29 protein-coding genes and 2 pseudogenes are annotated in these 24754 nt (G+C 68.6%); 9 read left to right on the forward strand and 22 right to left on the reverse strand.

What is annotated here, in order from left to right:
- Positions 1–161 precede the first annotated feature (161 nt).
- A complete protein-coding gene (locus tag D9599_RS26205; protein WP_198384249.1) occupies positions 162–836 on the reverse strand; it encodes a DJ-1/PfpI family protein in 675 nt (224 codons plus the stop codon).
- 182 nt (positions 837–1018) lie between these two features.
- Here D9599_RS26205 and D9599_RS26210 point away from each other — a divergent pair, with 182 nt between their 5' ends.
- Positions 1019–1987, forward strand: coding sequence for a GlxA family transcriptional regulator (locus D9599_RS26210; RefSeq protein ID WP_198384250.1), 969 nt, complete (start codon positions 1019–1021; stop codon positions 1985–1987).
- A gap of 61 nt (positions 1988–2048) precedes the next feature.
- On the opposite strand, the gene D9599_RS31610 is transcribed toward D9599_RS26210, so the two are convergent.
- The 14 genes from D9599_RS31610 to D9599_RS26270 form a co-directional block, all read right to left on the reverse strand.
- A complete protein-coding gene (locus D9599_RS31610; protein WP_309228717.1) occupies positions 2049–2411 on the reverse strand; it encodes a DUF6130 family protein in 363 nt (120 codons plus the stop codon).
- On the reverse strand, positions 2408–2584 hold the full coding sequence (locus tag D9599_RS26215) for a hypothetical protein (protein ID WP_198384251.1): 177 nt from the start codon (positions 2582–2584) through the stop codon (positions 2408–2410). The genes D9599_RS31610 and D9599_RS26215 overlap by 4 nt, the downstream gene beginning before the upstream one ends.
- Before the next feature lie 13 nt (positions 2585–2597).
- Positions 2598–2849, reverse strand: coding sequence for an OsmC family protein (locus D9599_RS26220; RefSeq protein ID WP_198384252.1), 252 nt, complete (start codon positions 2847–2849; stop codon positions 2598–2600).
- Between the two features lie 48 nt (positions 2850–2897).
- A complete protein-coding gene (locus tag D9599_RS32525; RefSeq protein ID WP_375373079.1) occupies positions 2898–3203 on the reverse strand; it encodes a hypothetical protein in 306 nt (101 codons plus the stop codon).
- Positions 3204–3330: 127 nt separating this feature from the next.
- Positions 3331–4047 carry an ABC transporter ATP-binding protein gene (locus D9599_RS26225; RefSeq protein ID WP_309228718.1) on the reverse strand — a complete coding sequence of 239 codons (717 nt, stop codon included), beginning with the start codon at positions 4045–4047 and terminating at the stop codon, positions 3331–3333.
- Positions 4040–4747: an ABC transporter ATP-binding protein gene (locus tag D9599_RS26230; protein WP_198384253.1), complete on the reverse strand. Its 708-nt coding sequence runs from the start codon at positions 4745–4747 to the stop codon at positions 4040–4042. The genes D9599_RS26225 and D9599_RS26230 overlap by 8 nt, the downstream gene beginning before the upstream one ends.
- Positions 4744–5658: a branched-chain amino acid ABC transporter permease gene (locus D9599_RS26235; protein ID WP_198384254.1), complete on the reverse strand. Its 915-nt coding sequence runs from the start codon at positions 5656–5658 to the stop codon at positions 4744–4746. The genes D9599_RS26230 and D9599_RS26235 overlap by 4 nt, the downstream gene beginning before the upstream one ends.
- An 8-nt stretch (positions 5659–5666) precedes the next feature.
- Positions 5667–6539 carry a branched-chain amino acid ABC transporter permease gene (locus D9599_RS26240; protein WP_198384255.1) on the reverse strand — a complete coding sequence of 291 codons (873 nt, stop codon included), beginning with the start codon at positions 6537–6539 and terminating at the stop codon, positions 5667–5669.
- 6 nt (positions 6540–6545) lie between these two features.
- On the reverse strand, positions 6546–7811 hold the full coding sequence (locus D9599_RS26245) for an amino acid ABC transporter substrate-binding protein (RefSeq protein WP_198384256.1): 1266 nt from the start codon (positions 7809–7811) through the stop codon (positions 6546–6548).
- Positions 7812–7833: 22 nt separating this feature from the next.
- On the reverse strand, positions 7834–8625 hold the full coding sequence (locus D9599_RS26250) for an SDR family NAD(P)-dependent oxidoreductase (protein WP_198384257.1): 792 nt from the start codon (positions 8623–8625) through the stop codon (positions 7834–7836).
- Positions 8622–9509, reverse strand: coding sequence for an amidohydrolase (locus tag D9599_RS26255; RefSeq protein ID WP_198384258.1), 888 nt, complete (start codon positions 9507–9509; stop codon positions 8622–8624). The genes D9599_RS26250 and D9599_RS26255 overlap by 4 nt, the downstream gene beginning before the upstream one ends.
- Positions 9506–10243, reverse strand: coding sequence for an SDR family oxidoreductase (locus D9599_RS26260; RefSeq protein WP_198384259.1), 738 nt, complete (start codon positions 10241–10243; stop codon positions 9506–9508). The genes D9599_RS26255 and D9599_RS26260 overlap by 4 nt, the downstream gene beginning before the upstream one ends.
- The gene (locus tag D9599_RS26265; RefSeq protein WP_198384260.1) at positions 10243–11223 is read right to left on the reverse strand and encodes an alpha-ketoacid dehydrogenase subunit beta; all 981 of its coding nucleotides are present in this window, start codon (positions 11221–11223) and stop codon (positions 10243–10245) included. The genes D9599_RS26260 and D9599_RS26265 overlap by 1 nt, the downstream gene beginning before the upstream one ends.
- Positions 11220–12209 carry a thiamine pyrophosphate-dependent dehydrogenase E1 component subunit alpha gene (locus D9599_RS26270; RefSeq protein ID WP_232480932.1) on the reverse strand — a complete coding sequence of 330 codons (990 nt, stop codon included), beginning with the start codon at positions 12207–12209 and terminating at the stop codon, positions 11220–11222. The genes D9599_RS26265 and D9599_RS26270 overlap by 4 nt, the downstream gene beginning before the upstream one ends.
- A 119-nt stretch (positions 12210–12328) precedes the next feature.
- Here D9599_RS26270 and D9599_RS26275 point away from each other — a divergent pair, with 119 nt between their 5' ends.
- The gene (locus D9599_RS26275; protein ID WP_198384262.1) at positions 12329–13021 is read left to right on the forward strand and encodes a GntR family transcriptional regulator; all 693 of its coding nucleotides are present in this window, start codon (positions 12329–12331) and stop codon (positions 13019–13021) included.
- Positions 13011–13826 carry a hypothetical protein gene (locus D9599_RS26280; protein WP_198384263.1) on the forward strand — a complete coding sequence of 272 codons (816 nt, stop codon included), beginning with the start codon at positions 13011–13013 and terminating at the stop codon, positions 13824–13826. The genes D9599_RS26275 and D9599_RS26280 overlap by 11 nt, the downstream gene beginning before the upstream one ends.
- Positions 13827–13842: 16 nt before the next feature.
- Here the strand turns inward: D9599_RS26280 and D9599_RS26285 are convergent, their stop codons facing one another.
- Positions 13843–14634 (reverse strand): IclR family transcriptional regulator, encoded by a 792-nt coding sequence (locus D9599_RS26285; RefSeq protein ID WP_198384264.1) that lies wholly within the window; start codon positions 14632–14634, stop codon positions 13843–13845.
- Positions 14635–14815: 181 nt separating this feature from the next.
- Between D9599_RS26285 and D9599_RS26290 the strand changes: the two genes are divergently transcribed.
- A complete protein-coding gene (locus D9599_RS26290) occupies positions 14816–16579 on the forward strand; it encodes a thiamine pyrophosphate-binding protein (RefSeq protein WP_198384265.1) in 1764 nt (587 codons plus the stop codon).
- Between the two features lie 23 nt (positions 16580–16602).
- On the forward strand, positions 16603–17583 hold the full coding sequence (locus D9599_RS26295) for a tripartite tricarboxylate transporter substrate binding protein (RefSeq protein WP_198384266.1): 981 nt from the start codon (positions 16603–16605) through the stop codon (positions 17581–17583).
- Here D9599_RS26295 and D9599_RS32530 read toward each other — a convergent pair.
- The 3 genes and pseudogenes from D9599_RS32530 to D9599_RS26310 form a co-directional block, all read right to left on the reverse strand.
- A pseudogene (locus D9599_RS32530) lies at positions 17577–17750 on the reverse strand (transposase); the annotation flags it as partial. The gene D9599_RS26295 and the pseudogene D9599_RS32530 sit on opposite strands and share 7 nt — an antisense overlap.
- 72 nt (positions 17751–17822) lie before the next feature.
- Positions 17823–18275: a DDE-type integrase/transposase/recombinase gene (locus D9599_RS26305; protein WP_309228720.1), complete on the reverse strand. Its 453-nt coding sequence runs from the start codon at positions 18273–18275 to the stop codon at positions 17823–17825.
- On the reverse strand, positions 18276–18785 hold the full coding sequence (locus D9599_RS26310) for a transposase (RefSeq protein WP_198384281.1): 510 nt from the start codon (positions 18783–18785) through the stop codon (positions 18276–18278).
- Here D9599_RS26310 and D9599_RS32535 point away from each other — a divergent pair.
- A pseudogene (locus tag D9599_RS32535) lies at positions 18684–19490 on the forward strand (IS5 family transposase). The gene D9599_RS26310 and the pseudogene D9599_RS32535 overlap by 102 nt on opposite strands.
- A 24-nt stretch (positions 19491–19514) precedes the next feature.
- Here D9599_RS32535 and D9599_RS26320 read toward each other — a convergent pair.
- The 3 genes from D9599_RS26320 to D9599_RS26330 form a co-directional block, all read right to left on the reverse strand.
- On the reverse strand, positions 19515–20369 hold the full coding sequence (locus D9599_RS26320; RefSeq protein WP_309228719.1) for a transposase: 855 nt from the start codon (positions 20367–20369) through the stop codon (positions 19515–19517).
- On the reverse strand, positions 20338–20868 hold the full coding sequence (locus D9599_RS32065; protein WP_198384268.1) for a transposase: 531 nt from the start codon (positions 20866–20868) through the stop codon (positions 20338–20340). Before D9599_RS32065 ends, D9599_RS26320 begins: the two co-directional genes overlap by 32 nt.
- A gap of 428 nt (positions 20869–21296) precedes the next feature.
- Complete coding sequence (locus tag D9599_RS26330; RefSeq protein WP_198384269.1) at positions 21297–21974, reverse strand: DUF4118 domain-containing protein; 678 nt, start codon at positions 21972–21974, stop codon at positions 21297–21299.
- A gap of 90 nt (positions 21975–22064) precedes the next feature.
- Between D9599_RS26330 and D9599_RS26335 the strand changes: the two genes are divergently transcribed.
- The 3 genes from D9599_RS26335 (at position 22065) to D9599_RS26345 (ending at position 24743) form a co-directional block, all read left to right on the forward strand.
- On the forward strand, positions 22065–23864 hold the full coding sequence (locus D9599_RS26335) for a cation:proton antiporter (RefSeq protein WP_198384270.1): 1800 nt from the start codon (positions 22065–22067) through the stop codon (positions 23862–23864).
- A gap of 36 nt (positions 23865–23900) precedes the next feature.
- Positions 23901–24185 carry a hypothetical protein gene (locus D9599_RS26340; protein WP_198384271.1) on the forward strand — a complete coding sequence of 95 codons (285 nt, stop codon included), beginning with the start codon at positions 23901–23903 and terminating at the stop codon, positions 24183–24185.
- Between the two features lie 93 nt (positions 24186–24278).
- Positions 24279–24743 (forward strand): PTS sugar transporter subunit IIA, encoded by a 465-nt coding sequence (locus D9599_RS26345; protein ID WP_198384272.1) that lies wholly within the window; start codon positions 24279–24281, stop codon positions 24741–24743.
- Positions 24744–24754: the final 11 nt, after the last annotated feature.

The following is a 24754-nucleotide window of genomic DNA, read 5'->3' on the forward strand; positions in this document are numbered from 1 at the left end:
GTCGCTCCGACATCAGCGGGGTCACCGCGCGTGCTTGATCGCCCTTGATCCCACTGTCGATCACTCAGCCTTGTTGCCCCGAGGTCGGCAAGTTGACGGTGGCGGATCAGCTGCTCCGCCCCAGCCGGCGGTCCCCAACGTGACAACGCCTCCAAGTTCCATCAACGCGCGCGGAGCTTCTCAGCAGCCTGTGCCACCATTCCTTCCCGCTCAGCCCGGCGAGCACGGGAGTCCGACAGTATCGCTTGCACGATCTCGGCTGGCGATGTCGAGGGTGTACCACCCGGGAAGGGCGGGTGCGGATCATACTCGATCGCCAGTTGTATTTTCCGGGCCACCGTCTCCCCTTCTAAATCCGCCACGACCTGCAAAGCCACGTCGATGCCGGACGTGACGCCGCCCGAGGTATAGTAGCGGCCATCGACCGTCACCCGCTCGTCCGACGGCGTCACACCGAATTGGGCAAGAAGGTCCCTGGCCTGCCAATGGCCCCCGGCACGTCGACCGTCCAGAAGGCCAGCCGCAGCCAGCAGCAACGACCCAGTGCAGATGCCGAAGACATGCTCGGCCGAGGCAGCGTGCCGTTGTACAAACGCGATCCACGCGGGGTCGAGCATCGCGAAATCTACTCCAGTCCCACCTGGAACAACGAGGAGATCGGCCAGGGCCGCCGTCTCGCGTGTAGCATCGGGAACGATGCGAAGGCCACGATCGGTCCGAACCGGCTCCATCGTGGCTCCCACCAGGGAGACGTTCCAACCTGGTACGCGTGCCAGCACCTCGAAGGGACCCGTTACGTCAAGCTGCACCATGCGCGGGACCAGTACGATGTTCACTTGACGGAGCTTTTTCCCGGCAGCTTGGCCGTCCGCAGGACCGCTAGCTGATGCAGGCTGTACCACCTCAGTGAGAGCCGACAGCGCGATAGCGCCCCTACGTCCGATCATAAGTATGCTCCATTGTCGCGATGACCCCTTTCAGGAGCCGTGCGCCGGAGAGGAGCTGGTTGAGGGTGCCCATGTCGATGACAGAGATAGAGCAAATCCTGCCACCATCCGTCGTCGCCATCCTGGCCTTCGACGGCGTACAGCCGATCGACTTCTCAGGTCCGGCGCAGGCCTTCGTCACGGCGAATGAGGAGGGAGCCAACCCATCCTATGCTGTCCAAGTGGTCGGTCCTTCCCCAGGGAAAGTAATGACCGCAGCCGGGTTCGAGATCGTCATGAACGCTTTTCCGTCCGGCTTGATCAGCACCCTTGTCATTCCAGGTGGACCAGGCGTCTACGCGCTCCGGCAGGACGCAGGCTGGATGACCTTCCTTGCAACGGTCGCCAAGCGGGCGAGCCGGGTCTGCTCTGTTTGCACGGGGGCCTTTCTTGCAGCCGCTGCTGGTCTGCTCGATGGCCGGCGGGCAGTGACCCACTGGCGCTCCTGCGCCCGCCTCGCCGCCGATTACCCCGCCGTCATGGTCGATGGCCGCCCACTTTTCATTGAGGACGGTCCGGTCTGGACCACGGCGGGCGTCACGGCCGGGATCGACCTCACCTTAGCCTTGATCGAGCGCGACCACGGTGCGGCTCTGGCGGCACGGGTGGCGCGTAGGCTCGTTGTGCCGATGCGCCGCGCCGGCGGACAGAAGCAGTTCAGCAACGTGCTCGCCCTGCAGAACAAGGGCTCAGCGCCCTTCGACGCCCTTCTCCAGGCCATCGCTGCCGAGCCATCGCGCCGCTGGTCGGTGCAGGAGATGGCGGCCGTCGCAGGTCAAAGCCCACGCAACTTCCACCGCCGCTTCGTGGCCGCCACTGGAACTACCCCAGCCAGGGCGGTCGAGAGCGTGCGAGCCGAGCTTGCTGAGACGCTGCTACGCTCCCAGGGCCTTCGCGTTAAGGACGCTGCATCGATCAGCGGCTTCGGGAGCGGAGTTCGGATGCGACGCGCGAGAGTGCGGCAGGGTCGTGCCCCCGTTGATGGTGTAGGAGGCGGCTGACCTTCACCCGTTTGAGTGGACAAGGGTTACGGCCTACGCGGCCGCGGCGAGTTGTTCCATTTCAGTCGGGGCTTTGTAGCCGATTGCTGAGAGCCCGCTTCATAACGGCTGGGTTGGGGTGAGCGGCGGGGTTCTGCGCGTTCGGAGGGTGTCTGTGTCGGCTCCCGGTTGGCATCGGCCCAGTCGCCCTGCGGCCGAAGACCGGCTGGATCCGCAGGTTCTCCGCCCGATACTGGATGAAGACAAATCCGCGGGACAGGGGCTCGGCCAGGGGCGGATCGATGACGATCCGGGCCTGGAGCTGCGGTGCTGTCAGCGGGACGACGCCCGCCGGGCCGAGAACATCGCCCGCGGTCTGGGCCAGGGTCGGCCCAGTCAGACCGAGAGTACCCCACAGCAGGCCATGCATAAGCACGCTTCTCATCGATAAGCCTCTCGATAGTTCTGGCCTTTTTCCGTCGAGACCAGCGAAACCAGGCCGGCCAAGGGAGAGGGCTCGCGGGAGGTGGCCTCGATGGTGCAGGGCGCTGCCAGGACGGCGAGAACCAGGAGATCCAGCGAAACGATCCGGATTGACATCTTCTTCAGGAGGACCATGAGCGATGCCCCTTCAGGCGGGCTGGGAGGCCATGGTGGAGACGAGGGTCAGTTGCACCTCGATGTTGCCGCGCGTGGCCCTGGAGTAGGGGCAGGTCGCATGCGCCTCCTCCACCAGCTCCTGCGCGAGGGTAGGATCGAGGCCGGGAAGGGAGACGGCGAGGCGGCCGCGCAGGTGGAAGCCATCCTCTGCCTTGCCGAGGTCCACCTCCGCATCCATGGCCGTGCCCGCCGGGAGCGCCAGCCTGCGGCGGCCCGTAGCCAACCCCAGCCGCCGATGAAGCAAGCGGACCACCCCGCAGCGAAGAGCTGCTCAGGGTTTGTCCCCGGGTGCGCGCTGCCCGGGGGCGAGAGCCGCAGGTCCAGCCGGGGGTCGTGATACGCTGGCGTACGGTCCCGTTCGGCCCGCGCCGGTCACCGAGTACCGGTCAGGGCAGCACGAGCTCGGCGGCCAGCCCGCCGCCATCGGTCCGGTTGTAGAGGCGCACCGCCCCGCCGATGCTGCCCGCCAGCTGCCCGCCAGCTGCCCGGCGATGGCAAGACCCAACCCGGTCCCGCCCGTGTCGCGGCTGCGAGACTCCTCCAGCCGAACGAAGGGCTGCATCACGGCGTCGAGCATGTCCTCTGGAATGCCGACTTTAGGGCATTGTCGAGGAAGTTGGAGAGGATGCGCCGCAGCGCGTGCGGCTTGGTGGAGACCACGCCTTCCACCAGCGCCGCGATGGCAACGCCTTTGCCGGTATCGTTCAGACACCAAGATATAAGACTCGCACTGCCTCGCTCTCCGTCAGTTCCGCCATGCTGCCATTGAAGGCGACCTCACCATGCACCAGAACGTAGCCACGATCGGCAATCCGCGCTGCTTGCTGAAAATTCTGCTCCGCCATCAAAACTGTCAGGCCCCGCTCCGCCTTCAGCTGCGCCAGGATGTCGATGACCTGGGCAACGAGAATGGGTGCGAGGCCAACGGAAGGCTCGTCTACGAGCAGCACGCGGGGACACGCCATTAAGGCGCGGGCGATCGCGACCATCTGCTGCTGACCACCCGAGAGGCTTCCCGCCACCTGGCGCCGCTTCTCCCGCAGCACCGGGAAGGTCTCCCAGGCCTTCTCCAGCTCCTCATACATGGTGGCACGGGCTTCACTCCGGAAGGCACCGAGGACAAGGTTCTCCTCGACGGAGAGACGCGGGAAAAGGCGGCGCCCCTCCGGCACGAGGGAGATCCCGGCGGCCACCACATCCTGCGGCGGGACGTCGCCCAGCTCGAGTTTCCCGTCGAGGAGGATCTGTCCGCCGGAAGGGCGCAACAGCCCCGCCAAGCACTTCATCAGTGTGGACTTGCCGTTGCCGTTCGTGCCGAGCAGGGCCACCGTCTCACCGTGCCGGACGTTCAGCGACACGCCGTGGAGCACACGGACAGCGCCGTAACCGGCGTGCAGGTCCGTAACGGAGAGGTCAGGCACCGAGATAGGCCCTCCGAACGCCGGGGTCGGCAACTACGGCGTCGGGTGGCCCCTCGGCGATGATGCGGCCTGCCTCGATGCAGACGACGCGCCCGCTGAAGCGCATGATGGCACGCATCATGTGCTCGATCATTACCACCGCGATGCCGCGGGCGTTGAGGCGCAAGAGAAGCTCCAGCACCTCGTCTATTTCGGAACCGGAGAGTCCGGCCATAGCCTCGTCCGAGATGAGGAGCCGCGGGTTGCCGGCCACGGCTCGAGCGAGCTCGAGCTTACGAAGTTCCACCTGAGATAGATCGCCGGCCCGCGCGGCGGCGCGCGGGAAGAGGCCGAAATCCTCGAGGAGTGCAGCCGCACGCCCGGGGGGGTCCGCCTCGCCGCCCTGCTCAAGCGGCACGCGCAGGTTGTCGAGCACGCTCATGCTCCCGAAAGGGAGCGGAATTTGGAAGGAGCGCGCGATTCCGATGCGCGCGCGCCGCCAGGCTGGAAGGGCGCCGATGTCCCGCCCCTCGAAGCGGACGCCCCCGGCATCCGGTCTGATCCGACCGGCAATAACGTTCATCAGCGTCGTCTTGCCCGAACCGTTCGGCCCGATGATGCCGAGCCGCTCCCCCGCGCCGACGGAAATGCTGACCTCCGACAGGGCGGTGAAGCCGCCGAAGCGCTTCACGACGCCCGTCACCTCCAGCACCGCGGTCATCGGCCCAGCCACCCCAGAATGCCGCGCGGGGCAGCCACGACGAAGCCGATCAGCAACAGGCCGGTGATGAGCACGTTTACCTCGCTGCTGATGGTCACCGTGACCGCCTGCTGCGCGGTACCGAGAAGGACGGCGCCGATCACCGGACCGATCCAGTGCCCGGTGCCGCCAATCATCGGCATGGCCATGGCCGAGACCGCGTAGTTGAGGCCGAATGCTGCTGTGTGGTCAACAAAGGAGAGGTAGAGAGGCAGCGGCGCCCCCGCCGCGCCCATCATGGCGCCTGACAGCGTTGCGGCCTGCACCTTGCGCCGCAGCGTCGGCACGCCGCAAGCCTCCGCCGCGTCCTCGCTGTCCCGGATGGCTGAGAGGGCGCGTCCAAAGGCCGACACGCCGACCCAGCGCGCGATGCCGACGGCCACCACCGCCATCCCGGCCATCAGCACGACGAGCATGCGGTTGTATGTGCCGAAGAACGGATCCTCATGCGGGCGGTCGAGCGTGATGCCGCGGGCGCCGCCGACATAATCCCAGTTCAGCACCACCGTCTCGAGGATGATGGTGATCGCGAGAGTGGCGATGGCGAAGTAGATGCCACGGAGCCGAAGTGTTAGTAGCCCGAGCGCCGAGCCGAGCACCGCTCCGGCCGCCGTCCCGGCGAGGACGAGGAGCGGGAGCGGCAGGTCCGCCAGCTTCTGCAGCGCGACTGCCGCGTAGGCGCCGGTGGCCACGAAGGCGCCGGTGCCGAAATTCACGTAGCCGCCGTAGCCGCCGAGAATGTTCCAGGCCGTCGCCAGCACGACGAACTGTAGTACGACGAAGGCGGCGAAGAAAAGGTAATCATTCGCCAGCCATCGCGCCGCGAGCGCCGCAAGAAGCAACACGACGAGGCCCCCGGCCGCGAAACGCACCCAGCTCCTCATCGCCCGAACAGCCCCTGCGGGCGCAATCCAAGCACGGCGAGCAGGAGGCCGAAGGCGACCGCCGGCGTCCAAGAGGCAACGGGGCTCGAAAGCATCACGCTCTCGATCACGCCGAGGAGCAGGGCGGCCAGAACCGTGCCGCCGACGCTGCCGAGCCCGGCTAGCACGACGATGGCGAAGACCTTACCGATGTAGATCCGCGCCAGCCCCGGCTCCACCGGCCCGACCACGACGAGGAGCGCGCCGGAGAGCGCGACGGAGGCGGTGGCGATGCCGAAGCCGATCCGCTTCACCCGTACCGGATCGGCGCCGAGGAGCGAGAGCGCGGTCGCGTCCTGGGCCACTGCCTGCACGGCGCGCCCGACATATGTGCGGGACAGCCACAGCGCCATGGCGCCCGCGATGGCAAGCGCCACACCCGAGGCGACAAGCATCCGCCAGGGTAGGCGGAACTCCCCGAGGACGAGGGCGCGGCCGATATAGGGCGCACGCACCCCGCGCTGGTCGATCCCGAAGAGGAGGATCAATATCACCTCCGCGACGAAGGCAACGCCGAAGAAGAAGGCGAGGCCGCGCAGCCCTGCATCCGTCCCACGCCGCTCGAAGGTTGTGTGATAGAAGCTGTAAACTGCCACTCCCAGCGCGTAGAAGGGCAGCGCCAGGATCAGCCCGGACAGCACGGGATCCAGACCGAACCATCCCTGCATCAGGACCGCCCCGTAGGCGCCGAGGAGCGCGAAGGCCGGGTGGGCGATATGGGGCACGTCCAGCAGCCCGAAGGCGATCGCCAGCCCGAGGCTGAGGGCGCCGTAGAACCCGCCCAGCAGCAGCCCGGCGACAAGGGCGTCGATGAGCAGCTCGAGGTCCATCCTACGTTACCGCCGCGCGCGCTCGAACGGCATGCGCAGTTCGCCCGAGACGAGCTCGGGCGGCTCGACGATGACCTGCCGCCCCGCCTGGCGGTACTGCTCGACGTCGGTTCCGCGCACGCCTTGGAACTGCACCTGCACCATGCGCGGGTCGCGCCACTCCCCGGTCGGACCGAAGGCGATCTTGCCGACTACCGTCTCGAACTCGGCCGACTTCATGTGCCGGCTCAGCGCCTCGTCCTCGAGCGATCCTACAGCCTTGACCGCCGCCTCCAACACTTGGCCCATCGCGTAATTGAAGGGCGCGAGATAGAAGCCGAGCACGTCGACGCCCCCTGCCTTGGCTGCCACCGCGTAGCGGTCGATGAACTCGCGGATGCCCGGGAACTCCATCGTCCGCTCCGGCACGTAGGTCTGGAAATTGACAAGGCCGTTCACCGCGTCGCCGAGGCTCTCCAGCAACGGGGCGAACTGCAGCCCGACCATGCCGCCGCCGAAGAGCTGGACGGAGCTGCCGACGCCGATCTCAGCCACTGAGCGCACGATGCCGGCCGTCTCGTTCGGGAAGGAGCCGACATAGACCGCCTCCGGCCGCGCGGAGCGGACGGCGCGGAGAACGGAGCTGAATTCGGTCGTGTTGAAGGGGTAGCGCTGGTCGTAGACCACCTCCATTCCCAGCGACCGCGCCGTCTCCCGCGCGCCGGCGCCGAGGGTCACAGTGCCCTCCGCGTCCGCCACCATGATCGCCAGGCGCTTCAGGCCGCGCCGGTGGGCGAGGCGGACGAAGGCGCCCGGCCAAGCGTCCGGCGTCGCGCCGAAGGGAGCGATGTTGAAGTAGCGGTCGTAGCGCATCTCCTCGTTCGCGCGGAATGAGAAGTTGCCGAAGAGAAGCTTCCCGCGCTGGCGGGCCATCGGCATGATCGGGGCCTGCACGGGCGTGCCGTAGGGTCCGACCAGCAGGTCCACCCGGTCCACGTCGAGGAGCTTGGCGTAGATGGCGGGCGAGGTCGCCGCGCTCGTCTGATCGTCGTAGAACACCAGTTCCACCGGTCGGCCGAGGAGGCCGCCGCGAGCGTTCACGTCATGCATCCAGAGTTGGCGCGCCAGCAGCGACGGGCGGCCGCCGGCCGCCAGCGTCCCCGTCTGGGCGATGGAGAAGCCGATCCGCACCGGCGAGCCGGCCGGCTGCGATCGCGCGACGAGAGGGGCGGCGAGTGTCGCGCCGAAGCTGGTCGCGAGCACGGCGCGACGCCCGAGAACACCCTTATCCATCCCGTCCCTCCCGTTCTTCCTATTATCCGGTCAGCAGGCTTGCGCCGCCGTCGATCAGCAGCTCGACGCCGGTGACGTAGCGGGCCTCATCAGAGGCGAGGAACACGGCCGCCATGGCAACGTCCCGCGCCTCCCCCCAGCGCCCGAGCGGAATCGCGGCGGAGCGCTTTGCGAGGTAGGCGTCGAGGCTCATCCCGCCGGCGGCGCGCAGCACGGCGCGCTCGACCATCGGCGTCTGGATGAAGCCCGGCAGGATGGCGTTGCAGCGGATGTTGTCCGGGCCGTGATTGGCCGCCACGACGCGGGTGAGCTGGGACAGCGCCGCCTTGGCCACCGGGTAGGCAACATAGGACAACCCCTCCATCACCCGAACCCCAGAAAGGGAGGCGATGTTGACAATCGCCCCGCCGCCGCGGCGTCGGAAGGCCGGGATCGCGGCCTGGATCGCCAGCAGGGCGGTGGTGACATTCAAGCGGAAGCCGCGCTCGAAATCCTCGGCCGAGACGCTCTCGGCCGCGCCGGCGATCGCGACGCCGATATTATTGTGCAGGATGTCGAGCCCGCCATGCGCCGCCTCGCAAGCCGCGACAGCGTCGCGCAGTGCGGCCGGGTCAGTTGCGTCGGCGAGGCTGGTCGTGCAGCCCGGGATTTCGGCCGCCGTCTCGTCCAGCGCGCGCGCGTCACGGTCCAGCAAGTGCAGCACCGCGCCCGCCTCGGAGTAGGCCAGTGCCGCAGCCTTGCCGTTGCCCAGCCCCCCACCCTCGGTTCCCGCCCCTAGGACGAGGGCGACCTTGCCCGCGAGGCGCCCGGTCACGGACTGTAGAGCCGGGCGGCAGTGTCGTGGAGCACGGCGCGGCGCCCGGCCTCGTCCAGGTGGTCGATGCAGGTCGAGAAGGTGGCGAAGAGATCAGCGTAGGAGGTCCAGAGCTTTTCAATCGGGAAGTTGCTACCGAACAGGCAGCGCTCCGGCCCGAACAGGTCGAGCGTCGGCCGCACCACCGGCGCCCAGTCCTCCGCCCGCGCGGCGCGGAGGAAGGTGCCGAGGCCCGACAGCTTCGTGCACACGTTCGGGTGCTGCGCCAGGCGCGCCATGAAGCCGCGCCACTCGGCCCAGCCGGTGTCAGACCGGTCCTCCAGCATCCCGGCGTGCTCCAGCACGAAGGTCTGGTCCGGGAAGTCGCGCACCAGCCGCTCGGCCGGATTGGCCTGTCCGGCGAAGACCTGCAGCTCGAAGAGCAGGCCGGTCGGGGCGAGTAGGGCGAAGCCGCGGCGCCAGTCCGGGTCATCCGACAGGTTTGGGCGCGCGGCAAATTGGTAGAGCGGCGTCCGGTGCCAGTGCAGCTGCTGGCGCACGCCGCGCAGCGCCGGTAGGGCGCGCAGCCGGTCGAGGTGGGCGCCCACCCCCGGGTCCGCGAAGTCGGCAAAGGCGATAATGCCACCGATCATGCCGGCGCGCTCGCCCTCACCCTGCACCCAGGCCGCCTCCTCAAAGGCGCGGCTGTTCGGCCAGTTCGCCTGCACGTAGACGGATCGTGCGACACCGGACGGCGCGGCGTCGGCGATGAACTCCTCGACCAGATAGTCACGCATAATCGGGCGGTAGGGGCCGAAGATGCGCGGCCGCTCCTCCCCCTGCAACCAGTCGAGGTCCGCCTGCCGCCAGACGTGGTGGTGGGCATCGATGACCGCGCTGCTCATGCCATGATCCCGGCGCCGAGAAAGCCGCCGTCCACGTGCAGCACGTGGCCGGTGACGTAGGAGGCCTCCTCCGAGAGAAGGTAGAGGGCGGCGCCCGCGATCTCTTCCGGCCGGCCGTAGCGGGCGAGCGGCGTACGGCGCGCGAAGGCCGCTCGCGTCTCGTCCGAGTGCATCGCGTCCGTCAGCGGCGTCGCCACAGGGCCGGGGGAGATTGCGTTCACCCGCTGTCCCGTCGGAGCCCGCTCGATCGCGAGCGTCTGCACGAGGCTGATCACCCCTGCCTTAGCCGCGGCGTAGGCGCCGCGGCGGGCGCTGCCGCGCTCCCCGGCGGTCGAGGCGATCGCGATCGCGGCTCCGCCCCGGTCCATGGCGCGGAGGCAGGCCCGCAACACAAGGAAGGTACCGGTCAGGTTCAGCTCGATCATGCGGCGCCAATCGGCAAGATCGGTCTCGATCACCGGTCGCTCCATCCCGGCGCCCGCGCAGTGCACTACCCCATCCAACCCGCCGATCCGGGCGCGGGCGAGGTCGGGCAGCCTGTCGCAGGCGACCTCGTCCGTCACGTCCAGCGCGGCGGCGTGGAGACCTTCCGCGTTGGCGGCGCGCGCGGCGGCGTCGGGGTCGCGGTCGGCCAGCAGCACACGGGCGCCGGCACGCGCCAGGCGGCCGCCGATGGCGGCGCCGATCGCTCCGCCGCCGCCCGTTACCACAACGTGCCGCCCGGACAGATCCATCAGCCCCGCCTCACCAGCTCATGGGCCGCGCCGACCACCATCGGTTCGGTGACGCGGTGAAGATCCTCGAGCGGCTTCGAGAAGGGCGTCGGCGCGCGGGGCCCAGCGAGGCGCATCGGCGGCGCCTTCAGCTCGGCAAACAGCGCCTCCGTCACCTCGGCGACGATCTCGGCGCCGAAGCCGCCCGTGCGCACGGCCTCGTGCACCACCAGCAGCCGCCCGGTCCGGCGTACTGATCCCAGCACCGCCTCCTGGTCCCAAGGCCAAAGGGTGCGAAGGTCAAACAGATCGGCGCGCACCCCCTCCCCCGCCAGCGTCGCGGCGGCGGCCTCGCAGACGTGGCGCATCCGGGACCAAGTGACGATCGTCACGTCAGAGCCGGAAACAAGCCGTTCTGCACGGCCAAGCTCGGCCGGCGGGGCGTCGGGATCGACCTCCCCCCGGAACTGCCAGAGCTCCTTGCTCTCCATATAGACGACCGGGTCGTCGCAGCGGATCGCCGCTTTCAACAGCGCGTGGTTATCCGCTGGGGTTGCAGGCGCCACGACGACGAGGCCGGGAACGTGCACCCAAAAGGCCTCGTTGCTCTGGCTGTGCTGGGCGGCGATGCCGGTGCGAAAGCCAATCGCCATGCGCGCCACCAGCGGCACGCGGGCTTGGCCGTCGAACATATAACGGATCTTGGCAGCCTGATTGATTACTTCGTCCGCGGCGCAGAGGGCAAAGTCGGCAAAGCGCAGTTCGGCCACAGGGCGCGTGCCACAGATGGCGGCGCCGACGGCAGCCCCCATGATTGCGTTCTCGCTGATCGGCGTGTCCACGACGCGGCGGGAGCCGAACATCTGCTGCAGGCCGCGGTATTGGCCCGCCACTCCGCCCTCAGGCCCTAGGTCCTCCCCTAATGCCCAGACAGAGGGATCCCGAATCATCTCCTGCTGCAGGGCGAGGCGCGCGGCGTCGGCGTAGGTCATCTCGCTCATGCCACGACCCACCGCGCGAGCTCGTCCGGCGCGCCGAGGTCCTGCACGTCGGTGAAAGCCTCGCGCTCCTCGGGCCAGGGCGCCGCCTCGGCGTCGGCGACATGGGCGGCGATCTCGGCGCGCGCTTCCTCCTCAACACGCGCAATCGCCCCGGCCTCGACGCCCGCGGCGGCCAGCACCGCGGCGTAGCGGGCGATGGGATCGTTCGCCATGAGCCGCGCGTGCTCCTCAGGGTCACGGTAGGCGCCCTTATCGGGCGCGAAGTGGCCGCGCCATCGATAGGTGCGGCAGTGCAGAAAGACTGGCCCGCGCGTCTCCCGCACCCGGGCGGCGACGCGGGTGGACGCCTCGATCACCGCGTCGAGGTCGTTGCCGTCCACGCTTTCGGCGTACAGTCCGAAGGCCTCCGCGCGCGCGATCGGGCCGGGACCCGCCGTCACGTCGGCGGTGCGCGTGGTGGCGGAGTAGTGGTTGTCCTCGCAAACGAGGAGGATTGGCAGCGCGATGGCCGCCGACCAGTTCAGCGCCTCCAGCAGCGGCCCTCGGTTCATCGCGCCATCACCGAACATGGCGGCCGCGATCCGGTCCTGACCCTGGATGACGGCGGCGTGGGCGGCGCCAAGCGCGAGAGTCACCCCGTCCCCCACCACGCCATTGGCGCCGAGCATCCCAACAGAGAAGTCGGCGATGTGCATCGAGCCGCCCTTGCCGCCGCAGGTCCCGCCACGACGGCCATACAGCTCGAGCATCATAGCGCGCGGGTCAGCGCCCTTGGCGATGGCGTGGCCGTGGCCGCGGTGATTGGAGGCGAGCCAGTCGTCGCGCCGCAGGCCCTCGCAGATGCCGACAGCGACAGCCTCCTGCCCGATAGACTGATGCACAGACCCGCGCACCTTGCCGGCGAACCAGGCCTCGGCCGCAGCCTCCTCGAAGAAGCGGATGACGTGCATCCGGCGCAGCCGTGCGAGCGCGTGCTCAACCGCCAAAACCATTCCCCCCACGCGGCACCCTTCTGGGGCTCTCACTGTATGGCATACCATCAATCGGGATTTGGCAAGCAAAATCGGTCTGGTAGACTATATTGCATACCAAAGGTGGAAACGCGGTGTCTCAGGCCATTACCCGCGCTTACGAAGCGATCCAGGAAGGCATCCTCGACGGCCGCTTCCCGCCGGGCGCGCGGCTGGTGGAGCGCGACATCGCAGAGACGCTCGGCATCAGCCGCACCCCGGTTCGCGAGGCGCTCCGCCACCTCGAAGCGGACGGCTTCGTCCAGCACCGGCCGAACGCTGGCGTTGCAGTGTCCCTCCTGACCGAGCAGGCGATGTCGGACCTTGGCGACCTCCGTGCCCACCTCGCGGCGCTCTGCGGCCGGCTCGCCGCCCGGCGCCTCGGCGCGGAGGAACGCGCCGCCGTGGCCGATCGCTTCGCCGCCGTGCGCGACCATCTCATCGGCCACGCTGCCCCGGACTTCGACGTGCGTGAGGCGTTCCGCCTCGTCCGCGCCGCGCACGCGCTTCTATTCGATCTCTGCGGCAACGAGTGGCTCGCGCGCTCCTTCCACCGCACTACCTTCGCCATGGTGATGCAGGCGAGCTACATGAGCGCCACGCCTGGAGAGTGGGCTGCCATCACGGGCTACTTCACAACGCTGCCGGAAGCGCTGGAGGAGGGGGACGAGACGCTAGCCGCCTCGCTGATGGAGGCCTATTTCCGAGGTGCGCGGCAGCGTCTGCTCCGCGCGCATCGCCGCGGCTTGGAGAGCGCGAAACACGAAGGGGGGGACCATGCCCGATAGTGGCGAGATTGCCATCTTGGAAGCCGACACGATCACCAAGCTACCGCCCGAGGCGGACGGTGCGGTGGTCCTCTCCGGCTCCCATGGCGGCTGCTACCCGGGCTACCTCGCCGCCCGCGCACGCGTGCGGGCCGTGGTGCTGAACGACGCGGGTGGCGGGCTGGACAACGCAGGGATCGGCTCCCTACCCCTCCTTGACGCGCTCGGCATCGCGGCCGCAACCGTCTCCCACCTTTCCTGCAGGATTGGGAACACCGCCGACATGCGCGCGCGCGGCCGCATCAGCCATGCCAACGCCGCGGCCCAGGCGGCCGGCGTCACCAGGGGCATGGCCTGTGCGGAGGCGGCCGCGCGCCTGCGCACCGCGCCGCACCAGCGCGCCGAGCCGCCCGCCATCGGAGAGGTCCGGGGCGAGATCGCGGTTCCCGGCGGCGCTCGCCGCATCCTCCTCGTCGACTCGGCCTCCCTTGTCGTTCCGGAGGATGTGGGGGGGATCATCGTCACGGGCTCGCATGGCGGGCTCGTCGGCGGGCAGCCAGCCATGGCTCTGCGAACGGAGGGCTTCGCCGCCGTCTTCCACGACGCCGGCATCGGGATTGAGGCGGCGGGTACCCGCCGCCTTCCGGCCCTTGATGCGCGAGGCATCGCTGCCTTCACCGTCGCCGCCGCCTCTGCCCGGATCGGGGAGGCGCGGTCGGTGTTCCTCGACGGGGTGATTTCCGCCACGAACGACGCGGCGCGACGCCTCGGCGCGTGCCCTGGGCAGCGGGCGGAGGCGGTGTTGCGCCGTTGGGCGGAGGCCTGACCAGACCCTGGAGGGATCAGGCCCCTTCCCTGCCCGCTCCGTCCTGGAGGTGGCCGATCGCTTCCGCCTCCTCGCGCAGCCAGGACACGAGTTGCCGCCGCCGCTCTTCGCCCATCCGGCTCTCGATGGCAGCGATGCTCAGGGCCCCCATCGCCCGTCCGCCGGGGCCAGGAATTGACAGCCCGACCGCGCTCATGCCGGGCACGACCATGCCAGGATTGGTCGCGTACCCGTCACACCGCGTCCGAGTCACGAGGTCGCGCAGCACGTCCGGCGTGTAGCTCGGGAATGCCCGCAGCCGCCCTGCATTGGACGTCACGGCGCGCTCCATCTCGGCATCCGGCAGGGCGGCAAGGAGGGCCAGGCTGCCCGCGCCGATGCCAAGTGGCCGGCGGTCATCCACCGCGAGGGTGAGAGTCTTGATGGGGAAGCGCCCCTCCTGGCGCGCGACGCATACCGCGTCATCGCCGGAGCGGCGCTGAAGATAGACCGTGTCCTCCGTTCGCTCCTCCAACCGCACGAGGCTCGCGCGCGCAGCGACGGACAGCCCGTGCCGTGCCGCGGCGTGGCGCCCGAGCGCGTGGATCTCGTATCCGAGGTGGTAGCGCGACGCCTCCTCGTCCTGCTCGACTAGCCCGGCGGCGACGAGGGAGGCGAGCAGGCGATGCGCCGTGGAGCGGGACAGCCCAGCACGCCCGGCGACCTCGACCAGCCGCGTCCCTGCCGTCCCGCCTGCCGCCACCGCCCGGAGGAGGGCGAGCGTCCGGTCGATACCCTGATGGCCGCCGCCAGCCCCGTTGCTGTCCAAGTGACGCCTTCTTCTCCATGCCGCGCGGTCGGTCCCCAGGGGATTGACGACGCTACGCCAGTCTCGTTACTCGTTCCATTCATCAGGAACAAGCGTCCCACTGAATGGGACACAAGCGATGCCGGGATCGGACCGGCCTTGTCCGGATCACGCGCCGGGCGGAACAGAGGGGAGCGGTGCGATGCCGGAATGGATGGGGGACGGCACGCCGTCCGACAATGCCTCGCTCGAGATGCAGGGCGGCGAGGCAATCGCGCGGATCATTCGCGCCTTCCATGGTGGGCCGATGTTCGGCATGGGCGGCTTCCAGTTGCTGCCCCTCTACGAGGCGGTGCGCCGCTTCGACATGCCGCACCACCTGATGAACGACGAGCGCTCGGCGGTCTTCCTGGCGGATGCCTACGCCAAGGTCTCGGGGCGCGTCGGGCTGGCGGACGCCACCCTCGGGCCGGGCGCGACGAACCTCGTCACCGGCCTTGCCGAGGCGCTGAACGCGGGTACGCCGATGGTCTGCGTGGTTGGCGACACGCATCGCGACCACTCCTGGAAGAACATGACGCAGGAGTGCCGTCAGACGGACCTGCTGCGCCCTGTCTGCAAGGAGCTGATCCGTATCGAAGCCATCGCCCGGATCCCCGAGCTGATGCGCCGCGCCTTCATGGTGGCGACGACCGGACGTCCTGGCCCGGTCGTGGTGGACGTGCCCGAGGACCTGATGCATGCCACTCACACCTTCCAGGCCGACGAGTTCGAGGTCGACGCGATCAACGAAGCGGCGCCCGCGCTGCGCTGCCGCCCAGACGGCGCGTCCGTCGCGCGCGCCACCGCGCTGCTGGCCAGAGCCCGGCGGCCCTTTATCCTCGCCGGCGGCGGCGTGCACATTTCGGGCGCGGCGAACGCGCTGACCGCCTTTGCCCGCGCCCACAACATCCCAGTGGCGCACACGTTGACCGGCAAGGGCGCCATCCCCTGCACGGACCCACTCAACGCTGGGCTCTTCGGGCGCTACGACCGCATTGCCAACGGGCTGATCGAGGAGGCGGACGTCATCCTCGTTGTCGGCTGCAAGCTCGGCGAGATCGCGACGAAGCGCTACACCGTGCCGGGTGCGGGCAAAACGATCATCCACCTCGACATCGTGGCCGAGGAGTTCGGCCGTACGCGCCGCGCCGACGTCCTGCTCTGGGGCGATGCACTGCTCGGCATCGAGGATCTGCACGCGTCGCTCTCGGCCGCTGCGCCCGACATGGCCGCCCGTCACGAAGGCTACGCTGCTGAGGTGCCATCGCGCATGGCCCGCTGGCTGGAGGAAGTCTCCTCTCGCCTGCAGTCCGACGAGCGCCCGATCAACGTCGCGCGGCTGCTGACGGCGATCAACGCCGTGCTGCCGGAGGATGGCATCCTCGTCGCCGATGGTGGCTTCGCGGCGCACTGGGGCGGCCTGCTCTTCGACACCAAGCGCGCGGGGCGTGGCTTCGTTCCGGACCGCGGCTTCGCCTCCATTGGCTACGGCTTGCCGGGCGCCATGGGCGCGGCGCTCGCCGCCCCGGGCCGGCCCATCCTGTCGCTGACAGGGGACAGCGGCTTCTGCATGGTGCTGGGCGACTTGGAGACGGCCCGTCGCCTGGAACTCGACATCACCGTCATCGTCGTGAACAACGCGGCGTCGGGCTATGTGAAGGCGCTGCAGCACCTCGTCTACGGCGCCGGCAACTATCACTCCTCAGATTTGACGGAGGTGGACTTCGCATCCGTCGCGAACGCCTTCGGCTGCACCGGGATCCGCGTGGAGGATCCGGACGGGATCGAGGACGCGCTGCGGCGCGCAATGGCGATCAAGGGCCCGGTCGTGCTCGACGTCATCGTCACGCGGGACCCAGCAAAGATGCTTCCCGGTGTGGACAACCGCGCCGCGGTAATCCGCAAGGGCGACCGGATCGCCTAACGAGACGCAGCAGGAGACGCCCCATGACAGACCGCCGCTCCCTCCTCGCCGGCCTCGCCGCCGCGGCTGCCATGCCCGCCCTTGCCCGAGCGCAACCCGCATCCACGTGGCCGGACCGGCCGGTGCGCCTGATCGTCCCCTACGCCGCCGGGGGGCCGACGGACATCGTGGCGCGGCTGCTGGCAGATCGCCTGTCAGCGACGCTGCCGCAGCGCGTCGTGGTGGAGAACCGGGCCGGCGGAGGCGCCCTACCGGGGACAGATGCGGTGGCGCGCGCGCCGAAGGACGGCAGCGCGCTGCTCTTCACTACGGTCGTCCACGCCGTGCACCGCGCCCTGCACGGGAGCCGGCTCACCTTCGATCCGGTGGCAGACTTCGCGCCGGTCGCGCTCATTGGTGTGGTGCCGCAGGTGATCCTCGTGCCGCCGAACAGCCCTGTCCGCGATATGGCGGGGCTGCTTGCCTTCCTTCGCGCCAGCCACCAAGCCTATGGCAGCAGCGGCGCAGGCGGCTCTTCGCACCTCGGCGTCGAGTTGCTGAAGAGCATGACTGGCGTCGCTGCGGAGCATATTCCCTACCGGGGCACCGCCCCGGCCGTTGCCGACCTCATCGCCGGGCGCATCGCCCTCGTCATGGACAGCGTGGCCTCTGGCGCGGGCCAGGTGCGCGGCGGCACCCTCCGAGGCATCGCTACCACCGGCTCGCGCCGATCGGAGGCGCTGCCCGACCTACCCACGGTGGCCGAGACCGTCCCGGGCTTTGAGGCGACCACTTGGAACGCCGTGCTCGCCCCGGCCGGCACACCAGGCGAGATCGTGAGGGGCGCGTCGACCGCCATTTGGGCAGCGCTGGACGACCCGGCTTCGCAGGCGCGGCTCGCGGAGTTCGGCGTTCAGGTACCACCTCTGGAGGCGCGCACTTCAGAGGATGCCGGCCGATTTATCGCGGCCGAGACGGCGAAGTGGGAGAACCTCGTGCAGCAGGCCGGTATCCGAGTAGACTGATTGGGCGACTGTCCGCCGCGTGACCGCGGCATCTCGAGGATCTCCGCACGGCGGCTTAAGGTGGTATGGTCGGGCGCGGCGAGATCGAGACCGAGCAAACGCAGAGTCGAGGCTACCAGACGCTCGGTCTGGCGCAGCGCCAGATGGGCATTGGCAAGTTGTTTGACGAAAAGGCAAGTTGGGCCGCGTGAGTGAGGGGGGCAGGATCAGGAAGCCGCTTGGGCGCACCTCTCCTGCTGCTAGATCCGGAAGGCCTTGGTGCGGGCGCGCCGGTACTCGCTGCCGGTCATCAGGTGCCGGCAAGGACGGAAGTGGCCGTAGATCATGCTGTGGGCTGAGAGGAACCGCTGGGCCTGCTCAGCCGACTTGAACCATTGCATCTGCCGCTCCCGCCGTCGGGTAGGTCGATGCGAGTTCTCCGCCCGGTTGTTCAGGTAGCGGCTGCTGCGATGCCGGACTTCGAGTAGGAGTTCGCGCTGAGCGACCCCGTAGCTCTTCAGCCCGTCGGTGATCAGCCGGCGCGGCTTGTACTTCAGCGCCGCGAGCAGGTGCTTGAAGAATCGCTTGGCCGCACTCCCGTTCCGCCGGTCCTGAACGAGGATGTCCAGCACCACGCCGTGCTGGTCCACTGCTCGCCAGAGGTAATGTAACACGCCGCTTATCCGCAGAAATACCTGATACTGTCGGCGAATTCAGGCGGCTGCTGCCAGAGCCGCAAATCGGGTCACGCGCGTCTTGGCTCGTGGCAGGCCATCAAGCCAGCGCACTGCGCGGGACACATTGATTGCAGCCGCCGCGCAGGCTTCCTGCAAGCTTGTCTTCGCCAAGCCGATGTAGCGGCACTGGCGCATCCCGAAAGCGCGTATGCCTTGCGAGAGCGTGCCTTCCACTCCGGCGCGCTTGTTGTAACGCTCAAGCCAAGTGGGATCTTCCGCCCGGGTCCTCGCAGCCCGTAGCGCCTCGTATTCCTCGCGCTGGTGAAACTGCATGACCCGACGCGCCGTCTTCGCCGAGGCGCAGGCCGAGCGTGCGGCACAGCCACCACAGTCTGACCGGCTAAAAACGCCTAACGAAACCGGCTGTTGAGCGTTCTGTGAGGCATGGCGAAGCCCCTGGTCCCGGATGATCTGTGGTCGGCGATCGAGCCGTTGTTGCCGCGTGAGCGGCCTAAGCCGAAGGGTGGTCGGCCGCGGCTGCCGGATCGGGCGGCGCTGACCGGCATTCTGTTCGTGCTGCGGTCCGGCCTGCCTTGGGAGATGCTGCCTGCGGAGATGGGCTGCGGCTCTGGGATGAGTTGCTGGCGCAGGCTGCGGGACTGGCAGGAGGCCGGTGTCTAGGCTGCTTTGCACCGAGCCTTGCTGGAGCGCCTTGAGGCAGCTGGGCAGATCGACTGGCGCCGGGCGGCGCTCGACAGCGCCAGCATCGCAGCCAAAAGGGGGGCGCGGAAGTCGGGCCGAACCCAACGGATCGCGGCAAGGCGGGCACCAAGCGTCATGTCGTCACGGACGCCCGCGGCACGCCGCTTGGCCTGACGCTCAGCGGGGCAAACCGCCACGACAGCCGCATGGCTGGCCCCGACCCTGGATGCCGTGCCGCCGATCCGAACCGGCCATCGTGGCCGTCCCCGGCGCAGGCCGAGCAAGCTCCACGCCGACAAGGCCTACGACCATCGCCGCTGCCGTCGTGAGTGCCGTGCCCGCGGCATCACCCCGCGCATCGCACGCCGCGGGATCGAGAGCAGCACCCATCTCGGACGACACCGCTGGGTTGTCGAGCGCACCTTCGCCTGGCTCGCCTGCTACCGCCGCCTGACCATCCGGTATGAGCGCCGCATCGACATCCACCTGGCGTTCACAACGCTCGCCTGCGCCCTGGTCTGCCTCGGCCAGATCAGGCGGTTCTGGTAGGTGTTCTTAGCTGGACTTTGGCCATCAGGCGGCGTGGCCGATGGCGTAGGCCAAGGCGCGCTGTAGGGCCGAGCGGGGTTTTGCGGCGTGGGCGCCGCGCCGTGACGTGAGCAAACCCTGCTCTCGCCAGATGTGGCGTCGCACGGCGGCGAGGGTGTCGCTGAAGGTCGGACGCGGCTTACCGTACCATGCGCTGCGGGCCGCACTGTTTCGCTCCGCGGGCCTGAGCCGGCTGGCCAGGAGGGTGACGAGGGAGAACAGCGCGAGCAGGCATGGGGTGGAGCGAGCCATGGCGAGGTCCGACCACTGCCGCTGGGTTTCGACGCCGAGGTGGGCACGGGTTTCCTGGAAGGTGACCTCCAACTGCCAGCGCTGGACGAACCAGCCCAGGATCTGTTCGGGCGCGCGGTGTAGGTCGGTGCACAGCAGGGCCTGCGGAGGGAACCTGAGCTGGGGATCGCGAACCAACACCCAGCGGATCGGCACGACGGGCATTCCGCCGTGGCGCCAGACGGCGGTTGCCGAGCAGATCTCGACCAGGCGCGCGCCCTCGCCGTACCAGCCCTGGACCAGCAGCGGCTGCCAGCGCGTGTCGCGATCCTTCAGCACCTCGGAAAGGTTCGGGAGCCGTGCGCCCTTGGTGCGAGGTCGGCCGTTGGTTCCGGGCAGCCAGGGTGGCGCCGGGTTGTAGAGCGCTGCATCGAGCCGCAGGCGCGTTGTGCCGGTGACCTCCTGGTGGGCGAGGGCAGCGAGCAGCTCCAGGGCGGCAAAGCCGCTATCACCGACCACGACGATGTCTCGATGCGGGAGCCATCGACGGACCTGTAGAACCAGCTGGCGAGCCCAGTCAGTGAGCTTTTTGTGGCGGAGGTCGCGCACCCGGCAGTACCGCTCCGAGGGCGCCAGGGCGGTGAGGAAGGGAAGTGCCCAGGACCCGCCTGGCCCAGGGGACCGGCGCCAGCAGCATCAGGCTGATCCAGCGCGGGCCAGAGGCCTTGACGAAGTGCCCGTGCGACGAGCGCACCGGGTCACGGTAGATGCCCATCGCTGAGATCCGATTGCCGCGGCGGCGCTCGATCGTATCGTCGATGCCCAGCACCACCGGCCCGCTCAGCGCGAAGGTTTCGATTAGCCGCCCCAGCAGGAGGCGCGACGCCGCTCGGGAACTCCAGGCTGCCCGGCTGAGAACCCGGTGGTAGTTCACGAAGTGCCGTTCCCGGGCGAGCCCGGTGACGCGGAGCAGGCTCGTCACCGTGCGCTTGCCTGGCGCCAGGATAGCTCCGATCAGAAGCACCTCAGCGTGACGCCAACTCCGCTGGAAAAAGAGCGGCGCGAAGCTCAGGATCACTGCGGCGAGGCGGGTCGGTAGGCAAAGCATGGCGGCGTCTCTTGGCGGGGACGCATCCACCCTAGCCGGTCAACCCGCTCCGCCACCTCAGATCCGACTCAAATGGCCAAAGTCGAGCTAAGACGGCGGGCCGGGTGCGTCCACTTCCCCGTCTCTAAGAACTCAGATCCGTCATGCAGCGGCTATGGCGGCAGGCAGGTCGGTGATTGGCCGAAAGCGGACGGGCGGCTTTGACAGCTGATCCGGTGAAAGCAGAACTCCGCCGCTCGCCCGCGGGCCGCTAGTTTCGACTCTGACTGAACAATCGTTGCTGTTTGCCATGCATTATTCGTCACAGGTTCTCTTGGAGAGCAGCGCGGGAATACGACGCCGTGAGCGGTTTAACATCTGCTAGCCCGCCCGACCCACGGCATACCGACCAACGTATGAAAGCGTGGCTTATTACATTGCCGATGTCGTTAGTGGCCCCTCTCGTTGCTGATGGTGAGGCGCACAATCTCCACCCCGACGACAGCGCACGCGCAAATAGCAGGGAAGATGACGGCCAAAACGAGGTCGCCTGAGTCGTTAATTGCCAGTGTGCGGGCCGGCTCAACGAAGAAGTAGACTCCTAAAGCCCAGCCTATCAAAGCAGCCGTGAACCCAGGGAACACTCCCAAAACCAGCGTGCCGACAACGATCACTGGCAGGAAGGCGACATAGGAGTGGCCTGGCTCCCAACCTCCGATCGCGACACGTAGCGCGAAGGCGACGAGGACGAGCCCCGCTGCGCTGGTAAAGCGCCAAGCAGGGGAGGCACGCCGCAAGGCCAGCATGGCTGACGCTATCGTGCCTGCCATTCTGGAAACGCCTTCTCTTCGTCGAAAGGCCGAAGCACGGCCATTCTCCCATCGCATGCCGGTCGCGGCTCCGAAGCGTACGCCGTGCCCCATGCAGCCGTCGGCGTCCAGGAACACGACTCCGGCAGTTTCCAATGCCCCTTGGATGGCAGCGCCCGTGTCCGGACGCAGTAGATGATGACCTGCTTCGAAGCCGCGCACAGTGCCGCGGCTTACGCCCGCGTGCTCGGCCAACTCGTCCTGAGTCCAGTCCAGCAATCCACGTGCAGCGCGGCACTGCTCCGGTGTCAGCGGCATAGCGCACCGTCCTAAATCAGTTGACCAATTTGGTCAACGCGAATACACGCCCTTTAACCCATCGCTGGAGAACGAAAGAAGGCTCGAACCATGGCGGAGCACCACACGCCGCTCATCGCGACGATTGCCGCTGGCTCAGCCCTTGCCTTCATCCTCGGGTTGATCGCGCACCATCTGCGGATCCAGCCTCTCGTCGGTTACCTCCTCGCCGGTGTCATAGTCGGGCCGTTCACGCCCGGTATCGTGGCTGATGCGGCGCTGGGGTACGAACTCGCTGAGATCGGCGTCATTCTACTGATGTTCGGGATCGGCCTGCACTTCTCGGTGAAGGGCCTCGCGTCCGTCGCCTACATCGCGGTGCCGGGCGCCATCGGGCAGATCGCCTCCACGACGGCCATGGGCGGGGCGCTTGCGCTGGCGCTCGGTTGGGATCTTGCGGCGGCGCTTGTCTTCGGCTTGGCGCTCTCGGTCGCCTCTACCGTGGTGCTCGTCCGCGCCCTCCAGGAATGCCGCATCTTGGAGACGGAACGCGGTCGCATCGCGGTGGGCTGGCTGGTCGTCGAAGACATGGCGACGATTATCGCTCTGATCACGCTGCCCGCCCTTGCGGCCGCGATGGCCGCTGGCAGCGCCGCGACCGGCCAGATGCTGCTGACGCTAGGCTGGACGCTCGCGAAGGTCGCGGCCTTCGCCGCCGTCATGCTGGTGGCCGGGCGGCGGGCAATCCCATGGCTAATGAACTACGCCGCCCATACCGGTTCGCGCGATCTGTTCCACCTGGCGGTCTACGCCATCGCGCTCGGCGTCGCCCTCGGAGCTTACAAGGTGTTCCATGCCTCCTTCGCCCTCGGTGCCTTCTTCGCCGGGATGGTGCTGGGGAAGACGAAGCTTAGCCAGCGCGCGACGGAGGAGGCGATGCCGTTGCGTGACGCCTTCGCCGTGCTGTTCTTCGTCTCCATCGGGATGCTGTTCAACCCGGCGGTGCTGGTGGAGCAACCGCTCGCAGTGATCGCGACGGTGCTGATCATCGTCGTGGGCAAGTCCGTCACGGCCTACGCAATCGTGCGCGCCTTCGGCCATCCCGCGGGCACCGCGCTGACGGTCTCGGCAGGCCTCGCGCAGACCGGCGAAGTCTCCTTCATCCTCGTCGGACTTGGGGTCACGCTCGGGCTGCTGCCGGAGGGCGGGCGCGACTTCGTGCTGGCGGGCGCGATCATCTCCATCCTGCTCAACCCCCTCCTGTTTAGCTTGACTGAGCGGCGCTGCGCCGCGGCCGTGCCGGTCCTGTTGCCCGAGGCGACGGGCATCGCCGAGCCCGATTCGCGCCCTACCGGCGTCTCGCTGCTGGCGGCTACCGCGCAGCCCGTTCCACCCGAGGGGTCCCCAAGGCCGCTTCCCATCGTCGCGGACGGGAGAGTCGTGCCGACCGGCTTAACCGACCACGACGTGGTCGTCGGCTATGGCTGCGTCGGCTCGCTCGTCGGAGCGCGCCTTGCCGCGGCGGGCCGCCCCATCCTCGTCCTGGAGGAGCGCGAGGAGGCGATCAAGGCCGCGCGCCACGACGGGGCGGAGGTGGTGGTCGGCAACGCCGCCGACCCGGAGGTTTTGGCGCTCGCCAGCCTCGTCGCCGCGCGGCGCCTGTTCGTCACCATCTCCGAGGCCTTTGAGGCCGGCCAGGTGGTGCAGCAGGCGCGCGCGGTGAACCCGGGTCTCGAGATACTGGCTCGCGCCGACAGCGACGACTGCGTGCGGCACCTCTACGAGCTCGGCGCCAGCCTGGCCGCACTCGGCGAGCGCGAGAGCGCACAGCTCATGCTCGCGCGGGCGTTCCCGCTTTGGGATACCCATCGGCGAAATGCCATCCCGCCCACAATTTCTAAGGCTCGGTGACCCGCCTTGGGGAGCGTAGGCGGACATCCTCCAGACATGCCGGCGGCGCTGGTCTACGTGACCGCCGTCAGCCTTGTCGCAGGTCTGGGACTGTTTCTCGTCCCGCCACTCGGCCACATGCCACTCCCCTACCAAGTGGCACTGACGGGTGCCGCACTCGTGGTCTGGAGCTTCTTGGACGGGCTGTTCGGACGCTTCAGCGTCCTCCTAGCTCTTCTAGAGGGAGCGTTGCTACTCCGCCTCGCGCTCAGTTGGGCGGACCTGCTCGTCACTGTGCTTGGCACGCCCGTGGAGGGCACGAGAGCGCTCCTACCACCCTGATGTCTGTCGTTGCCCCCGCGACCCAAGCCGATGCCGACCAAACCCACCGTGCGCCAGCAGCCAGTACCGCCGGCGCGATAGGAGGAAAGAACCATGCGGATAACTGACCTCCTCTCCGCGACCGAGGTCACCCTAGACCTCGGCGCTACCAACAAGGTGGCTGTCCTGCAGGCCCTGTCCGCCGAGGGAGCGCGCAGACTGGGACGCCCGGAGGGCGAAATCCTGGAGGCACTGCAGGCACGGGAACGGCTCGGCTCCACGGCGCTCGGTCGCGGTGTCGCCTTGCCGCATGCGCGTCTCGAAGGGGAGGTCAGTCCCATCATGCTCTTCGCACGGCTGCGACGTCCCGTGGACTTCGAGGCGCGAGACGAAGAGCCGGTCGACCTCGTCATCCTCGTCCTCTGGCCCGAGGCCTCGCCCGAGGGATTCCTGCCCACCCTTTCGGAGACCTGCCGGGCGCTGCGGGAGCCGCACGTGCTGCGGCGGCTGCGCGCGGCCCAGGCACCCGAGGAGGTGGTCGCACTCCTTGCTCGCCCATCCCCCGATTCCGCCCCGTGAGACCGCTGCAC

Origin of the sequence: Roseomonas sp. KE2513 (genome assembly GCF_016107305.1) — a bacterium.
Lineage (GTDB): Bacteria > Pseudomonadota > Alphaproteobacteria > Acetobacterales > Acetobacteraceae > Roseomonas.

Coding starts and splice junctions, on each gene's coding strand:
- D9599_RS32065 (WP_198384268.1), bottom strand. CDS start 20,868: ATGCTTTGCCTACCGACCCGCCTCGCCGCAGTGATCCTGAGCTTCGCG.
- D9599_RS26245 (WP_198384256.1), bottom strand. CDS start 7,811: ATGGATAAGGGTGTTCTCGGGCGTCGCGCCGTGCTCGCGACCAGCTTC.
- D9599_RS26230 (WP_198384253.1), bottom strand. CDS start 4,747: ATGACCGCGGTGCTGGAGGTGACGGGCGTCGTGAAGCGCTTCGGCGGC.
- D9599_RS26255 (WP_198384258.1), bottom strand. CDS start 9,509: ATGAGCAGCGCGGTCATCGATGCCCACCACCACGTCTGGCGGCAGGCG.
- D9599_RS26290 (WP_198384265.1), top strand. CDS start 14,816: ATGCCGGAATGGATGGGGGACGGCACGCCGTCCGACAATGCCTCGCTC.
- D9599_RS26335 (WP_198384270.1), top strand. CDS start 22,065: ATGGCGGAGCACCACACGCCGCTCATCGCGACGATTGCCGCTGGCTCA.
- D9599_RS26210 (WP_198384250.1), top strand. CDS start 1,019: ATGTCGATGACAGAGATAGAGCAAATCCTGCCACCATCCGTCGTCGCC.
- D9599_RS26240 (WP_198384255.1), bottom strand. CDS start 6,539: ATGGACCTCGAGCTGCTCATCGACGCCCTTGTCGCCGGGCTGCTGCTG.
- D9599_RS32525 (WP_375373079.1), bottom strand. CDS start 3,203: ATGCTCGACGCCGTGATGCAGCCCTTCGTTCGGCTGGAGGAGTCTCGC.
- D9599_RS26330 (WP_198384269.1), bottom strand. CDS start 21,974: ATGCCGCTGACACCGGAGCAGTGCCGCGCTGCACGTGGATTGCTGGAC.
- D9599_RS26345 (WP_198384272.1), top strand. CDS start 24,279: ATGCGGATAACTGACCTCCTCTCCGCGACCGAGGTCACCCTAGACCTC.
- D9599_RS26215 (WP_198384251.1), bottom strand. CDS start 2,584: ATGGTCCTCCTGAAGAAGATGTCAATCCGGATCGTTTCGCTGGATCTC.
- D9599_RS26280 (WP_198384263.1), top strand. CDS start 13,011: ATGCCCGATAGTGGCGAGATTGCCATCTTGGAAGCCGACACGATCACC.
- D9599_RS26265 (WP_198384260.1), bottom strand. CDS start 11,223: ATGAGCGAGATGACCTACGCCGACGCCGCGCGCCTCGCCCTGCAGCAG.
- D9599_RS26340 (WP_198384271.1), top strand. CDS start 23,901: ATGCCGGCGGCGCTGGTCTACGTGACCGCCGTCAGCCTTGTCGCAGGT.
- D9599_RS31610 (WP_309228717.1), bottom strand. CDS start 2,411: ATGAGAAGCGTGCTTATGCATGGCCTGCTGTGGGGTACTCTCGGTCTG.
- D9599_RS26260 (WP_198384259.1), bottom strand. CDS start 10,243: ATGGATCTGTCCGGGCGGCACGTTGTGGTAACGGGCGGCGGCGGAGCG.
- D9599_RS26295 (WP_198384266.1), top strand. CDS start 16,603: ATGACAGACCGCCGCTCCCTCCTCGCCGGCCTCGCCGCCGCGGCTGCC.